The 15384-nt window shown below is 67.9% G+C and carries 13 protein-coding genes; 8 read left to right on the plus strand and 5 right to left on the minus strand.

Going from position 1 to position 15384, the window contains the following annotated elements; genetic code table 11:
• The first annotated feature begins 172 nt into the window (after window positions 1-172).
• Entirely contained in the window at window positions 173-1924 is a 1752-nt protein-coding gene (locus tag GCU42_RS13765) for an aspartyl protease family protein (protein ID WP_114228489.1), read from the plus strand.
• Here the strand turns inward: GCU42_RS13765 and GCU42_RS13770 are convergent.
• The 3 genes from GCU42_RS13770 to GCU42_RS13780 form a co-directional block, all read right to left on the minus strand.
• Window positions 1921-2640 (minus strand): DsbA family protein, encoded by a 720-nt coding sequence (locus GCU42_RS13770; RefSeq protein ID WP_240309524.1) that lies wholly within the window; start codon window positions 2638-2640, stop codon window positions 1921-1923. The two genes, GCU42_RS13765 and GCU42_RS13770, sit on opposite strands and share 4 nt — an antisense overlap.
• Window positions 2637-4001: a M48 family metalloprotease gene (locus tag GCU42_RS13775; RefSeq protein ID WP_114228488.1), complete on the minus strand. Its 1365-nt coding sequence runs from the start codon at window positions 3999-4001 to the stop codon at window positions 2637-2639. The genes GCU42_RS13770 and GCU42_RS13775 overlap by 4 nt, the downstream gene beginning before the upstream one ends.
• Window positions 4002-4086: 85 nt before the next feature.
• A complete protein-coding gene (locus GCU42_RS13780) occupies window positions 4087-6738 on the minus strand; it encodes a ribonuclease E/G (protein WP_114228487.1) in 2652 nt (883 codons plus the stop codon).
• A 381-nt stretch (window positions 6739-7119) separates the two neighbouring features.
• On the opposite strand from GCU42_RS13780, the gene GCU42_RS13785 reads away from it, so the two are divergent.
• The 6 genes from GCU42_RS13785 (at window position 7120) to GCU42_RS13810 (ending at window position 13632) form a co-directional block, all read left to right on the plus strand.
• A complete protein-coding gene (locus GCU42_RS13785) occupies window positions 7120-7962 on the plus strand; it encodes an N-acetylmuramoyl-L-alanine amidase family protein (protein ID WP_114228486.1) in 843 nt (280 codons plus the stop codon).
• Window positions 7963-8007: 45 nt separating this feature from the next.
• Complete coding sequence (locus GCU42_RS13790; protein WP_114228485.1) at window positions 8008-10590, plus strand: penicillin-binding protein 1A; 2583 nt, start codon at window positions 8008-8010, stop codon at window positions 10588-10590.
• Between the two features lie 63 nt (window positions 10591-10653).
• Window positions 10654-11781 (plus strand): peptide chain release factor 2, encoded by a 1128-nt coding sequence (gene prfB / locus GCU42_RS13795; RefSeq protein ID WP_114228484.1) that lies wholly within the window; start codon window positions 10654-10656, stop codon window positions 11779-11781.
• Complete coding sequence (locus GCU42_RS13800) at window positions 11778-12473, plus strand: methyltransferase domain-containing protein (RefSeq protein ID WP_114228483.1); 696 nt, start codon at window positions 11778-11780, stop codon at window positions 12471-12473. The genes prfB and GCU42_RS13800 overlap by 4 nt, the downstream gene beginning before the upstream one ends.
• Before the next feature lie 104 nt (window positions 12474-12577).
• Window positions 12578-13114 (plus strand): hypothetical protein, encoded by a 537-nt coding sequence (locus GCU42_RS13805; protein ID WP_152569594.1) that lies wholly within the window; start codon window positions 12578-12580, stop codon window positions 13112-13114.
• Window positions 13115-13179: 65 nt separating this feature from the next.
• Complete coding sequence (locus GCU42_RS13810; RefSeq protein ID WP_152569595.1) at window positions 13180-13632, plus strand: hypothetical protein; 453 nt, start codon at window positions 13180-13182, stop codon at window positions 13630-13632.
• A 39-nt stretch (window positions 13633-13671) separates the two neighbouring features.
• Here the strand turns inward: GCU42_RS13810 and GCU42_RS15160 are convergent, their stop codons facing one another.
• On the minus strand, window positions 13672-13965 hold the full coding sequence (locus tag GCU42_RS15160; protein ID WP_162789299.1) for a JAB domain-containing protein: 294 nt from the start codon (window positions 13963-13965) through the stop codon (window positions 13672-13674).
• A gap of 213 nt (window positions 13966-14178) precedes the next feature.
• Here GCU42_RS15160 and GCU42_RS13820 point away from each other — a divergent pair, with 213 nt between their 5' ends.
• Window positions 14179-14973, plus strand: a complete 795-nt coding sequence (locus GCU42_RS13820; protein ID WP_114228649.1) for a thymidylate synthase — start codon at window positions 14179-14181, stop codon at window positions 14971-14973.
• Window positions 14974-15062: 89 nt separating this feature from the next.
• On the opposite strand, the gene GCU42_RS15580 is transcribed toward GCU42_RS13820, so the two are convergent.
• Window positions 15063-15374 (minus strand): hypothetical protein, encoded by a 312-nt coding sequence (locus tag GCU42_RS15580; protein ID WP_162789296.1) that lies wholly within the window; start codon window positions 15372-15374, stop codon window positions 15063-15065.
• Between the last annotated feature and the right edge of the window lie 10 nt (window positions 15375-15384).

The raw sequence follows: 15384 nt of genomic DNA on the forward strand, positions 1-15384 counted from the left end.
TGACCCGGAGGAATTCCCTGTCACGCCGACCCATAGTCGGCTGCGGCGGTGAGGCAAGCACCGCGCGAGAAACTGTCCAACGGCGGTGCAGGCAAGGCAAGACGTTGTAACTGTTGCTGCTTCCGGCTTTGCGCTTAAGCTGGCGTGGCTGCGTCTAAGTGCGGGAGTTGCCATGCGTTCGTCACGTCTCTGGTCGATCGGCGCGGTTGCGCTGGGCTGGGCATCGGGCGCCAGTGCGGCCTGCCACCTTACCCAATATTTCGAGCTGCCGGTGACCATGTCCGGATCGCGCGCATTGGTCAGCGCCAAGATCGACGGACGCGAAGCGCGCTTCATCCTCGACAGCGGAGCCTTTTTCAGCACGCTCTCGCCGGCAACTGCGCAAACCTACAACCTCAAGCTCTCCAACCTGCCGCCCGAGTTCTACATGCGCGGGATCAATGGCGCGACCAGCGCGTCGCTGACCACGGTGCGGCGGTTCTCGGTCGGCGGGGTCGACATTCCCGACGTCAAGTTCCTCGTTGGCGGGACCGACTTCGGCCAGGTAGGTTTTCTCGGCCAGAACCTACTCGGGTTGGCCGATGCCGAATACGACCTCGGCCACGGGGTGGTGCGGGTGATCAAGCCGAGCGGGTGCAAGGTTGAGGAGCTTGGCTATTGGCCGAGCGAGCAGCCGCTGACGATCCTACCGATCGAGGAGCGGACGGCGACCCAGCCTCACATTGTCGCCACGGTGACGCTCAACGGGGTGCGGCTGAAGGCGGTGTTCGATACCGGGGCGCCGCTGTCCGCCATCACCATGGCGGCGGCGCGGCGGGCGGGGGTCACGCCGACCAGCCCGGGGGTGAAGGCGGCCGGCTTCACCTCGGGGCTGGGGACGCGGACGTTGCGCACCTGGCTCGGTCAGTTCGACAAGCTCGAGATCGGGGGCGAGATGATCCCGCACCCGCAGATCCGCTTCAGCGAGGCCGAGTTCGCCGACGCGGACATGTTGATCGGCGCCGACTTTTTCCTCACCCATCACATCTACGTCGCCAACAGCGCCAAGCGGATGGTGATGACCTACGACGGCGGGCCGCTGTTCGGGATCAAGCCGAGCGGCGCGCGGCTGACCAGTGGCCAACGGCTCGATCTGACCGATCGGAGCGCGGCGCCGACCGATGCCGACGGTTTCGCCCGGCGGGGAGCGGCGCTGCTCAGCACGCATCAGGTGAGCGACGCTTTGGCGGCGTTCGACCAGGCGGTCACGCTGGCCCCGACCAATGGCGATTACCTGCGGCAGCGCGCGGTGGCGCGGCTGGCCAATCGCCAGCCGCTGCTCGCCGCCGCCGATCTCGACAAAGCGGTGACGCTCAACCCGAATGACATTGAGGCGCATGGGCTGAGGGCGCAACTCAAGCTGTCGGCGCGCGACCCGGCGGGGGCCGCCGAGGATCTCCGCGCGCTCGACCGGTTGCTCCCGCCGGCGGCAAGCGAGCGGATGAGGATTGGCGGGATGGCCGATGCCGCCGGGCTGCCCGAGCTGGCGCTCGCCAATTACGACGCCTGGCTCAAGGCGCATACGGCCGATGCCAACCGGCCGACCGCGCTCAACGGGCGCTGCTGGGCGCTCGGGCAGCTCGGCCGCGACCTCGACCGGGCGCTGAGCGACTGCAACGCGGCGCTGAAGGCGCGGCCCAATGTGGCGGCCTATCTCGACAGCCGAGGGCTGGTGCGGCTGCGGCGCGGCGAGCTGCCGCTGGCGCTGGCGGATTATGATGCGGCGATCCGGCTCAATCCGCAGAATGGCTGGAGCCTGCTGATGCGGAGCGTGGTCAAGCGGCGGATGGGCGACGCCGCAGGGGCCGATGCCGACCGCACAGCGGCGCTGCGTATCGCCCCGCTGGCCGCCGAGCGGGCGGCCAAGCTGGGGCTGACGAGCTAGCCCTTGCGGGCGCGGGCGGCGGCGATGGCGGCCTTGAGCGTGTCATAGCCGACCGCGCCGTTGAGCACCCGGTCGCCGACCACGAACAGGGGCGTGCCGGTCGCGCCCAGCTCGGTCGCGAGCTGGTAGTTACGCTTGAGCTCGCTCTCATATTCCGGGCTCTGCGGGATGGCGGCCGGAATGCCGGCGGCCTGCGCGGCCTGCGCTAGCGTCTGCTGGTCGGGGCGGCCGGCGGCGTAGAGCGCGTCGTGGAACACGGTGAACTTGCCCGCCTTGCTTGCCCCCAGCGCCATCCGCGCGGCGGCGATGCTGCCTTCGCCGAGGATCGGGAAGTCGCGATAGACGATCCTGAGGCCGGGGTCTTCCTTGAGCAGGCGGTCGAGCACCGGCAGCGAGGCTTTGCAGAAGCCGCAGGCGTAATCGTAGAATTCGACCAGCGTCACTTCGGGCTTGGCGGCGCCCTGCCAGGACGAGCCGAACGGGGTTTCAAGCGCGGCGCGGTTGGCGGCGAGCGTCGGCGCATATTGGCGCTCCTTGAGGCTCTCGGAGGCGGCGATCAGCATGTCAGGATCGCGAACCATCGACTGGCGGACGTAGCGGTCGAACCAGCCGGCGTTGGCGCCGAGCACCAGGACCAGCAGGGTCAGCAACGTGCCGCCGACCGCGCCCAGTAGCGCGGCGGGGAGGGGCGAGGGGGCCCGGGTCGGTTCGCTCACTTGTTGTGCTTGCCCTTCTTGTCGACCTCGGCGCGCGACACCATGGCGATATCCTGCGCGCGAAGATAGTCGGGGGTGCCGGGCGGGATTCCGCGCATCGCGGTCTCGGCGCTGGCGAGCGCGAGCTTGGCGTCGCCCTCGAGGTTGAAACGCTCGGCGGTGGCGAGCGCGGCGCGGGCGATGTCGCCCTTATGCTCGTAGACCATGCCGAGCTGGTACCAGGCGAAGGGATTGTCGTTGTCGCGGTTGACCGCGGATTTGAGCACCCGCTCGGCTTCGGGATAGTTGCTGTCCTGCTCGGTCGCGATCAGCGCGTGGCCGAGCATGGCGGCGATCATCGGCTTGTCGGGGGCGGCGGCGACCGATTGGCGGAGCGGCTCGAGCGCTTCCTTGGGCTTGCCCGATTCGAGCAGCACCTGGCCCTTCAACTCGAGGAAATAGGGGTCGCCCGGGCGCAGCTTGAGCAGCGCATCGCTCTCGGCCAGCGCCTGATCCTTATAGGCCTGGCGATGGTAGGCGTAGGCGCGGGCGTAGTGGGCCGGGATCGACTGGTCGCTGACCGGGTAGGTGGCGAGGACCGCCTGCGGCTCGGAGATGAAGCCGATGAGCTTGGCGCGCACCCGCTGGAAGCGTTCCTCGAGCTTGGGATCGGTCTTCACATTCCAGGCGGCGTCCTTCTGGTAGAGGTTCTGCAGCGTCTGGATGCGCTCGGACGAGAGCGGGTGGGTCTGGCCGTAGCTGTCGGTCTGATATTGGGCGAGGCGATACTCCTGGTTCTGCAGCTTCTTGAAGAATTCGAGGCTGCCGCGCCCGCTGATCCCGGCTTTGCTGAGGTAAGAGGCGCCGGCGAGGTCGGCGCTGGTTTCCTGGGTGCGCGAGAAGGATAGGAAGCTGCCCTGGGCGGCCTGCTGGCCGAGCGCCAGCGCGCCCATCGCCGCGTCGCCCGCGCCCGCCGCCATCGCGAGGCCGCCGAGCACCAGGCTGAGGATCTGGATGGCGGTGGCTTTCTTGACCCCTTGGTAGATCCGGATCGAGTGGCCGCCGGCGACGTGGCCGAGCTCGTGGGCGATGACGCCCTGGACCTGGTTGGCATTGTCGGCGGCGGTGAGCAGGCCCGACTGGATATAGACCGTCTGGCCGGTCGCGACGAAGGCGTTGATCTCGGGGTCATTGATGAGGACGACCTTGACCGCGCGCGGGTCGAGCCCGGCGGCCTGGATCAGCGGCTTCGACATGTCGGCGAACAGCTGCTCGGTTTCGCTGTCGCGCAGGATCGCCTGCGCCGCGGCGGGCTGGGCCGCCGCCATCGACAGGACGAGCGCCAGCATCAGCCAGCGGGCGAACAGGGTCACGCGTCGCATGGCGCGGGCTTGGGCGTGGGGGACTGAACGGGGCGTGAAAGCGGGCGCCCTCCCCGCTGCCGGGCAACGGGGAGGGGCCACGAAATCAGCCGAAGGTGCGCTGCCACCAGCCTTGCCGGCGCGGGCCGGTGTCGGTGGAGTCGGCGGCGGCCGCCTCGTCGTTGCTCGGCGCGGGAGCGGGCTCGTCGGTCACCGGCTCGGGCGCGGGTTCGGCACTGACGGTCTCCGGCGCGGCGACGGCTTCGGCCACTGGGGCGTCCGCCTTCTTGGCGCGGCTGCGGCGCTTGGGCTTGGCCGGGGCTTCCGCGGCGGCTTCCTCGGCGACGACCGCGGCCGGCGTTTCGGGCGCCGCGTCGACGACCGGAGCGTCGAGCGTCGGCTCGGGCGCAGCGGCCTCGGCCTTGCGGGCGCGGGGACGGCGGCGGGCCTTCGGCCTCTCGTCTTCGCTCGAGACAGGCTTCTCCTCGGCAAAGGCCTCGACCGCGTCGGGCGAGGGGTCTTCCGACGGCACCGGCTCCTTCATCGGCGCTTCGTCGGGCGCGGGGAGGTCGGTGCCGGCGGCGTCGGCGACCTGCGCCTCGCCCCGTCCACCACGACCGCCGCGACCGCGACGACGACGGCCGCGCGAGGGCGCTTCCCCGTCACCGGCCTCGGCTTCCTCGACGATGTGCGCGGGCGTGTCGCCGGCGTCGAGCGCCGGCGCGGCAGTCTCGCCGTCACCTTCGCCCTCGGCCTCGTTGGCGAGCATTTCACCGGCTTCCATCGGCTCGCCGTCACGGCGGCGATTGCGTCCGCCGCGGCGCCGACGCCGACGCCGACGCTTGCCGTCGCCGCCCTCGTCGTCCTGGCCACGCTCCTCGCGCGGGCCGCGCTCGCCGCGCCGCTCCGCGGGCTCGTCCTCGGCCTCTTCCTCAAACTCCTCGTCCTCGAACTCGTCCTCCTCGACCGCGTCGACCGGGGTCGGCAGCGGCTGGGAGACGGGACGGGCGACCGGGCGCGGGCCCGAGCTGTCGACGCTCATCCGCGCACCTTCGAGGCTGGGATCAACCAGCACCTCGATCGAGACGCCGTAGCGGGCCTCGATGTCGGCCAGTTCGGCGCGCTTCTTGTTGAGCACGTAGATGGCGGCCTCGGCGCCGGCGCGCAGGCAGACCTTTTCGCCGCGGCCGCGCGCGGCCTCGTCCTCGATCAGGCGGAGCGCTTGGAGACCCGACGAGGAAGCGGTGCGCATCAGGCCGGTGCCGTCGCAATGCGGGCAGGGCTTGGTCGAGGCTTCGAGCACGCCGGTGCGCAGCCGCTGGCGGCTCATCTCCATCAAGCCGAAGCTCGAGATACGGCCGACCTGGATGCGGGCGCGATCGTTCTTGAGCGCCTCCTTCATCGCCTTCTCGACCTTCCGAACATGGCCGTTCTGTTCCATGTCGATGAAGTCGATGACGACGAGGCCAGCCATGTCGCGCAGGCGCAGCTGGCGAGCGATCTCGTTCGCCGCTTCCAGATTGGTCTGGAAGGCGGTCTGCTCGATATTATGCTCGCGGGTCGAGCGGCCCGAGTTGATGTCGATCGACACCAGCGCCTCGGTCGGATTGATCACGAGGTAGCCGCCGCTCTTCAGCTGGACGAGTGGCTGGTACATCGCGCCCAACTGCTCCTCGACGCCGTAGCGCTGGAACAAGGGGGTCGCTTCGGAGTGGGCGGTGACGCGGCGGACGTGGCTCGGCATCAGCAGCTTCATGAAGCCGCGGGCGGCGCGATAGCCGTCCTCGCCCTCGACGATCACTTCCTCGATCTCACGATGATAGAGGTCGCGGATCGCGCGCTTGATCAAGTCACTGTCGCGATAGATGAGCGCGGGCGCGCTCGACTTGAGCGTCACCTCGCGGATCTCGTCCCACAGGCGGGCGAGATAGTCGAAGTCGCGCTTGATCTCGGTCTTGGTGCGCTGGAGCCCGGCGGTGCGGACGATGAGGCCCATCGTCTTGGGCAGCGCCAGGTCGGCCATGATCGACTTCAACCGCTTGCGGTCGGCGCCGTTGGAGATCTTCCGGCTGATCCCGCCACCGTGCGAGGTGTTGGGCATCAGCACGCAATAGCGGCCGGCGAGGCTCAAATAGGTGGTCAGCGCGGCGCCCTTGTTGCCACGCTCTTCCTTGACGACCTGGACCAGCAGCACCTGGCGGCGATGGATGACGTCCTGGATCTTGTAGCGGCGGCGCAGATTCTGGCGGCGGCGACGCAGGTCGTCGGCCTCATCGACCGCGGCGCGGCGGCCACCGCCACCGGTTTCCTCCGAGCGCGGGGCCGGCTCTTCGCCGTCCTCGTCGTCGTGATGGTCGTCGGCTTCGTCGGCCTCGTCGGGACGAGCCTCGAAGCCGTCATCGTCGTGATGGTCGTCGTCGTGCGGATAATCCTCGTCCGCCTGGGCGCGCAGCCGCTCTTCCTCGGCGGCGTGTTCGGCCTCCTCGCGGAGCAGCGCCTCGCGGTCCTCGCGCGGGATCTGGTAATAGTCGGGGTGAATTTCGCTGAAGGCGAGGAAGCCGTGGCGATTGCCGCCGTAATCGACGAACGCCGCCTGCAGCGACGGTTCGACCCTGGTTACCTTGGCGAGATAGATATTGCCCTTGAGCTGCTTGTGCTCGGCGGATTCGAAGTCGAATTCCTCGATCCGGTTACCCTTGGCGACCGCGACCCGGGTTTCTTCCGGGTGGCGCGCGTCGATCAGCATGCGCATTGTCATGAAAAAGTCTCCGCTGGCGCGCCTGGCTACCGAGAGGCCGGCGCGCGCGTGATGAATCCAGCGCCGGCGCGGCGAGGCCGCGAGCGCTGGGAAGGATGATGAATTGTGCTGCTGCTGCGTCGACCATCCGCGAAGACGCGCCGTCGAGCTCTGAAAAGAGCTCCCGACGGGCGTTGGATTGGGTCATTGCAGCGTCAACCTGTACGATACCGCGGCGACTGGGTTTCCTGGATGGGAAGCCGCCCCGGCGCTGGTCCGCTCGCCTGCCTCACTCGAGGACCGGCGGGACCGACCATCGGCCTAGCATCCTCGCACCCCTGCCGCAATGGCGGGGGCCGCCGCCGCTTTAAGATCGGTCAATAACGGGTTAAGCCCCGGCCCATGTGGGGGCGCAGAGCTGGAACGATCGCGCTGGCGCTGCTGGCGGGCTGCACGCGGCACGACGCGGGCGGCGACGTCGTTGGCGGGGACGCCGGGGGCAGCCTGACGCTAAGCCTGCCCGACCCACTGACCGACGTCACGGTGACCGAGGCGCGGGTCCCGGGGCGGCCGCTGGTGGTGATCGACGCCGGGCATGGCGGGCGCGATCCCGGGGCGTCGGGCGTGACCAGCGGGATCAAGGAAAAGGAAATGACGCTGGCGGTGGCGCGCGAGCTGCGCGACCGGCTGGCGAAGGACGGGCGAGTCCGGATCGCGCTAACCCGCGCCGACGACCGCACGCTCGCGCTCGACCAGCGCTCGGACATCGCGCGGCGGCTGGGGGCGGCACTGTTCGTCTCGCTCCACGCCGACAGCTCGAGCGAGCCCAATGCGCGCGGCGCGACCGTCTATTCGCTGTCGGAAGTCGCCTCGGATGCCGACGCCGAGCGGCTGGCGGCGCAGCAGGACGGCGCGGCCGGCGCGATCGGCCCGGCCAGCGGCGGGGCGCGGGCACTGCTCGCCGACCTCGCCATGCGCGACACGATGAGCGCGTCGGCCGATTTCGCGATGCGGCTGGTCGGGCAGGCCAAGGGCACGCTGACGCTGCGCCCCGAGCCGCACCGCTTCGCCGCCTTCCGCGTGCTGCGCCGGGCCGAGGCGCCGGCGGTGCTGGTCGAGGTCGGCTATCTGTCGAACGGCGCGGACGAAGCGATGCTGCGTGATCCCGCCCAGCGAGCGCGGATCGTCGCCACCCTGGCGCGCGCGATCGAGACGGAGCTGGCGGTCCGGGCGACGGGCCGCTGACGAGCCGCTTTCCCCGCCTCTTTCAAGTGGCTAGAGCAGCGTCCCATGGACGCCATCGCGACACGTTCCGCCCATCCCTGGCTCGAGCGTCACCACCGTGCGGCCGACCGCGTTCGCGGCTGGTGGGGCCATCGCTGGGTGCGCTGGCTGACCTATGCGGTGGTGGTCTTCTATTTCGGCTTCCTGCTGGTGTGGGCGGTGTTCGCGCGCGAGATCCCGAGCTCGGAGAGTTTGCTCGCCTACCAGAACCCGTTGCCGACCAACGTCCGCGGTTATGACGGGCAGCCGATCCAGACCTTCGCCCGCGAGCGCCGGGTCGAACTCAATTATGACGAGATGCCCAAGCTGGTGGTCGAGGCCTTCACCTCGGCCGAGGACAAGAACTTCTTCTCCCATGGCGGGATCGACTACACCGGCCTGATCGGCGCGGTATTCGACTATGGCACCAAGAAGGTCACCGGCGGCGGCCGCGCGCGCGGCGGCTCGACCATCACCCAGCAGGTCGCCAAGAATTTGCTGCAGGACAACAGCTACAATGTCGGGCGCAAGATCAAGGAAGCGATCCTCGCCTTCCGGCTCGAGTCGACGCTGTCGAAGCCGCAGATCCTGCAGCTTTACCTCAACCAGATCTTCCTCGGCCGGAACGCTTATGGCGTGCAGGCGGCGGCGCGGGCCTATTTCGACAAGGACGTCGATGAGCTGACCTTGCCCGAGGCGGCCTATCTGGCGGTGCTGCCCAAGGCGCCGAGCAATTACGATCCCGTCCGCGCGACCCAGAAGGCGCTCGACCGGCGCAACTATGTGCTGCGTGAGATGTCGCGCAACGGCTACATCACCGAGGCGCAGTGGCGCGAGGCGGCGGCGACCCCGCTCGGCACGATCGATTATGGCTCGAACCAGAAATTCCAGGAGCAGGGCGGCTATTTCACCGAGGCGGTGCGGCGCGAACTGATGGACAAGTTCGGCGAGAATGCCGCCGACGGGCCGAACAGCGTCTACGCCGGCGGGCTGTGGGTGCGCAGCTCGATGGATCCCAAGATGCAGGATGCCGCGGCGGCGGCGCTACAGGAGGGGATGGCCAACTTTGACGGCGGTCGCGGCTGGCGCGACAGCGGCCTCAAGATCGACGTCAGCGGCGACTGGCGCGGGGCGCTCACCGCCGCGCCGCTCGGTCCGGGGTTCAAGGATTGGCGCAAGGCCGTCGTCATTCGCAAGAGCAGCGACTCCGCCGACATCGGCTTCGAGAACGGCACCACCGGGCGCCTCCCCGCAGCCAACGCGAGCCAGCCCAAACGCGGGGTTGGCGGGACCGCGTTCGGCTTCCTCGAGCCGGGCATGGTGATCGTGGTCAAGGACGGCGGCAACGGCGCCTACTTCCTCCGCTCGGTGCCCGAGATCGGCGGCGGGTTCATGGCCGAGGAAGTGCGCACCGGGCGGGTGCTGGCGATGCAGGGCGGGTTCGATTCGCGCGGCTCGTCCTATAACCGGGTGCTCCAGGCGAACCGCCAGCCCGGCTCGACCTTCAAGCCGATCGTCTATTACACCGCACTCAACAACGGCATGACGCCCGCCAGCATCATCCCCGATGCGCCCTTCTGCGTGTGGCAGGGGGCGGGGCTGGGCAATAAATGCTTCCGCAACTTCGACGGCGGCTATGCCGGGCCCAAGACGATGCGCTGGGGCGTCGAGCAGTCGCGCAACCTGATGACGGTGCGCACCGCCAGCCAGATCGGGATGCCCAAGATCATCGACACCGCGCTGAGGCTCGGCGTCGGCGACTATCGCAAGTCGCCCTACCTCTCGATCGCCTTGGGCGCGGGCGACACCACGGTGCTCAAGCTCACCAACGCCTACGCAATCCTCGCCAACCATGGTCGCGCGGTCAGCCCGACGCTGATCGACTATGTCCAGGACCGCAACGGCAAGGTCATCTACCGGACCGACAATCGCTGCGAGGTCATGGGCAATTGCGACGAGTGGAACGGCGGGATCATGCCGCGCCCGCCGGTTCGCTCGCGCCAGATCCTCGATGCGCAGGCGGCGTTCCAGATGGTCCACATCATGACCGGCGTGATCCAGCGCGGCACCGCGGTGGTACTGCGTGACCTCAATCGTCCGCTGTTCGGCAAGACCGGGACCACCTCGGGACCGACCAACGTGTGGTTCGTCGGCGGGACGCCCGACGTCGTCGCCGGAACCTACCTCGGCTACGACCAGCCGCGCTCGCTCGGCGGCGGGGCGCAGGGCGGGCGGATCGCGGCGCCGATCTTCAAGCAATTCGCGCAGGTGGCCTTCAAGGACGTCCCGCCGGTGCCGTTCATCGCCCCGCCGGGAATTCGCATGGTGCGGATCGACCGGGTGACCGGGCGCAAGGTGTTCGGCACCTTCCCGACGCAGGAAGATCCCAAGGCGGCGGTGATCTGGGAGGCGTTCAAGCCCGAGACCGAGCCGCGGCGCTCGTTCCGCCGCGGCGACGCCACCGACGAGCAGGGGGATTCCTCCGCCGACGGCGCGACCGCCGCGCCGCGCCGGGTGGCGGCAGTCCGACCTCGCCCGTCGGCGCACGCCGCCGCGACCGCGCAACCGGCGCAGGACGACTTCTTGCAGAGGCGGGGCGCCATCTACTAGGACGGCGGGACCAAACCCACCGTCCTACTCAGGGTGACGGGCACTCGAATCCAAGGACTTCCCATGCGCGCCGAAGCGCAGGCTCATATCGACCAGATCAACGCCGCCACCCAGTTGCTGCGCCGCTTCCTCGACTGGGACCGCGCGCAGCGCCGGCTCGAGGAACTCAACGGCAAGGTCGAGGATCCGACGCTGTGGGACGATCCCAAGGCGGCGCAGGAGGTGATGCGCGAGCGGCGCCGGCTCGAGGAAGCGATCGGTGCGACCCGCAAGCTCGAGACCGAGCTGACCGACACCGTCGAGCTGATCGAGATGGCCGAAGCCGAGGGCGACGACGGGCTGGTCGACGACGGGGTCAAGAGCCTCGCCGAGCTCGCCGAGCGGGCCGAAAAGGACAAGGTCGCGGCGCTGCTGGCGGGCGAGGCCGACGCCAACAACAGCTATGTCGAGGTCAATTCGGGCGCCGGCGGGACCGAGAGCCAGGACTGGGCCGGGATGCTCCAGCGGATGTATTCGCGCTGGGCCGAGCGGCACGGGATGAAGGTCGAGCTGGTCGACTTCCACGCCGGCGAGCAGGCCGGGATCAAGTCGGCGACCCTGCTGATCAAGGGCGAGAACGCCTACGGTAACTTGAAGGTCGAGAGCGGGGTCCACCGGCTGGTGCGCATCAGCCCTTACGACAGCTCGGCGCGGCGCCACACCAGCTTCGCCAGCGTATGGGTCTACCCGGAAGTCGACGACGACATCGACATCGAGATCAACGAGAGCGAGCTTCGGATCGACACCTATCGCGCGTCGGGCGCGGGCGGGCAGCACGTCAACACGACCGACAGCGCGGTGCGGATCACCCACCTGCCGACCAACATCGTCGTCCAGTGCCAGAACCAGCGCAGCCAGCACAAGAACCGCGCCGAGGCGTTCAAGCAGCTGAAGGCGCGGCTTTACGAGCTCGAGCTGCAGAAGCGCGAGGCCGAGGCCAACGCCAGTGCTGCCAGTAAGACCGACATCGGCTGGGGCCACCAGATCCGCTCCTACGTGCTCCAGCCCTATCAGCTGGTGAAGGACCTGCGCACGGGCGTCACCTCGACCGCGCCGGGCGACGTGCTCGACGGCGACCTCGACCGCTTCATGGCGGCGGCGCTGAGCCAGCGGGTGACGGGTGAGAAGGTCGACGTGGAGGATGTTGATTGAGGCAGGCGCTGCCGCTCGTCCTGCTGCTGACCGCCTGCCGGGCGCAGGCGGGGGGCGAGGCGGTGTTTCCGCCCGCCGGCCGCGACGTCGCGCCGATCGTCTCGGGGGCCTATTCGACCGAGGATGCGCGCGACCGGATCGGCGAGTTTGACCAGGTCATGGCGCAGAGCGGGGTCACCGCGGGCATGTCGGTCGCCGACGTCGGCGCGGGCGAGGGCTATTATACGGTGCGGCTGTCACCTCTGGTCGGACCGAGCGGCCGCGTGCTGGCGCAGGACGTGGTCGCCGCCACCCGCGATTCGCTGGCGCAGCGCGTCCAGCGCGAGAAGCTCGACAATGTCGCGGTGCGGCTCGGCCAGCCCGCCGACCCGATGCTGCCGCCGGCCAGCTTCGACCGCATCTTCCTCGTCCACATGTATCACGAAGTGACCGACCCCTACGCCTTTCTTTGGCATCTGGTCGGCGGCCTGAAGCAGGGAGGCGAGGTGGTGGTGGTCGACGCGCTGCGCCCGGTGAAGCGCCACGGGATGCCGCCGCCCGAGCTCAAGTGCGAGTTCGCCGCGCTTGGCTTGAGCGCCGTCCGCTTCGCCCCGCTGCACGGCGGCGACAGCTATCTGATGAGCTTCAAACAGACGAGCGCCCGGCCGGCGCCGAGTGCGATCAAGCCCTGTTCGGACGGGCGATCGGGCTGAGCTCATCTTCTAAATTTTCACTTTTGGTGGAAAGTCGACATAGCCACCTTTATCGTTAGGTTCGCACGATGGCGCCTGACCGGCTCAGACGGGCAATCCTTCCATTGAGCCTGCTCACGGGAATATCTCTCTATCTCTACGCGTGCGTGCCAGTTCCGCTTGCCAATCTTCGTGCGGTCCACGTTCAACGGTTATCCGCAGCGGCATTGCCGGCCCAAGATGACCTTCGGGAAACCCTTGTCCAAAGAGGTGAGGCGGTTTGGAAGGTCACACTCGCCGGCAGCTCGGACTGGATAAATCAAATCCGCCGGCACGAGTTGAACGGTTACGCCGTCGTGGTTCCCTGCGATGCTCCAGACATCGAACTGTTCGCATCCGGCCCTTACCAAGGTATAACGAAGGTGTCGTACTACGGCCGGGGGTTCAATGCCCTCAGATCAACTGCGGGCGACACGACGTATGATCTCTACGTGCCTGAGACCGGGACTTTTATCCTTAGAGCGGACGTCAATAAGCATATGTCCGATTACGATTTGGGTAGGGAACGGTTGAACCTCTGCGTCAGCTTGGCGGGCGGCGCGATGACTGGCGCATATGCGCGTTCGAACGAAGTGCGAGTGGAAGTCGGCAGGGCTCGTTGACCGGATGTCCGCTTTGGGTGGAGAGCGGCCATTCCGAGTTGCTCCGCTTTACGATAGCTTGTGGCATGATAGGTCGGCTTGAAGTCGTTCTGACGTCCCTCGCGCTGGTTAGCTGTGCGCCACGTTCCCCTGATTTTACGGCCGAGCTGACCGCGCCCTCAGGGGCGATGGTGGCCACTCTGGTTGGCTACCAGCCGAGAGGCACCATCGGGGGCTATCTGACGATTACGATCGCCGAACCAGGCGACAAGAACGATCCGCAACTCACGTTTGGGCACATGCTCAACGTACACGCGGGCTGGATCGACGGCCACACGCTTGCCTTCGTCTATGACGCCCTCGAGCCTCGTCACACGCAATCACCAATCTATCCCACTGGACGGGTTGAAAGCGCAGTCGAGGTGGTCACCTGCAACAGCAAGTATCTGGACTGCTCGCCCCTGCTGCGGCGTCTTGCGAAAGGGCACACGCTGCTGATCAAGCAGTTTCCGGACGGTGACTGGCCACGCTTGAGCTAATGTCCGCAATGGGTCGAAAGCAGACCTTAGTTTCCCGCTCTACAGCAACCCCATCCGCCGCATGCTCGCGCATTCCTCGCCCGCGAGGATGAGGTGGTCGAGGAGGGTGATGTCGCAGGCTTCGGCGGCGCGGGCGAGGTCGCGGGTGGCGGTGCGGTCGATGGTGCGCGGGGCGAGTTCGCCGCGGGCCTGGCGGTGGGCGAGGACCAGGCCGGTACTGCCGATCCGGACGGCGTCGGTGAGGATGGCACGGGCGGGAAGGACGTGAGCGCCCGCGCCATCGGAGTAGGCGCTGAGATGAAGGCAGTGCGCGTCCTCATCCAGATGCGCCACCCAACGGTGTCGGCCCGGGCGGAGGGATCGATGCTGCCGGCGAAAAAGGCGCGGGCGGCATCGACCCCGGCGAGGGTGGCTGGCGTTTCGGCACGCTGAAGCACGACTCAAGTCATAGGCCCGCGCCCCGCCGGCCCGAAGCGAAGTCGAATCCGTTATGGAGGGAACCGCCGCCTCTCGCCTTGCTTGGGCGCGGCGGCTAGCATGGTGGCCATGCAGGCTTATCACGAACTGATGCAGCGGGTGCTCGATGAGGGCGTGCCGCAGGCGGACCGTACCGGCACGGGGACGCTGTCGCTGTTCGGCGCGCAGATGCGCTTCAACCTCGCCGACGGCTTCCCGCTGGTGACGACCAAGAAGCTGCACCTGCGCTCGATCATCGTCGAATTGCTATGGTTCCTGAACGGCGACACCAACGTCCGTTGGCTGCAGGAGCGCAAGGTCAGCATCTGGGACGAATGGGCCGACGCCGAGGGCGAGCTCGGCCCCGTCTACGGCAAGCAGTGGCGCGACTGGGAGACGGCGGACGGCCGCCACATCGACCAGATCAAGGAATTGGTCGACCTCATCCGGCGCGATCCCGCCAGCCGGCGCCAGATCGTCACCGCCTGGAACCCTGGCGAGCTGGGACAGATGGCGCTGGCACCCTGCCATTGCCTGTTCCAGACGCAGGTGGCGGCGGGCAAATTGAACCTCCAGCTCTACCAGCGCAGCGCCGACCTGTTCCTCGGCGTGCCGTTCAACATCGCCTCTTATGCGCTGCTTACCCATTTGCTGGCGCGGGAGTGCGGGCTCGAGCCGGGCACCTTCGTGTGGACCGGGGGCGACGTGCATCTTTATTCGAACCATCTCGACCAGGCGCGGCTGCAATTGTCGCGCGAGCAGCGGGCGCTGCCCCAGCTCAGAATCAAGGACCGTGGGCAGGACCTGTTCGGCTACGAGCTCGAGGATTTCGTGGTCGAGGGCTATGATCCGCACCCGCATATCGCGGCGCCGGTGGCGGTATAACCAAGCGAAGCGTGACTTCTGAACGCCGAGTTGCCGGATAGTGAAAATTGCGGCTGCAACTAACCGGCTGCGCAACGGTTGTTCAGCGGTCAGACAGGAGAATTGACCATGCTTCGCAAGGTAGTGACTTTGGCCCTGATCGGTAGCTCGCTGGCGATCGCGGCTTGCAACACCGTTCGCGGTGCCGCCAAGGACGTGAATTCGGCAGCGAATGCGGTCGACAACGCGATGTGATCCGGGCCATGGTCATTCCGCTTTTTGAGTAAGGGGATGATCATGGTGAAGACTGTCGTTGCACTGGGTTTGATCGTGGGTTCGCTGGCGCTTGCCGCCTGCAACACCGTCCGGGGCGCAGCAGCCGATCTCAATTCGGCGGCGACGTGCACCCAGAACACGATCAACGGCGGTCGC

It is taken from the genome of Sphingomonas ginsengisoli An et al. 2013, from assembly GCF_009363895.1.
Classification (GTDB): domain Bacteria; phylum Pseudomonadota; class Alphaproteobacteria; order Sphingomonadales; family Sphingomonadaceae; genus Sphingomicrobium; species Sphingomicrobium ginsengisoli.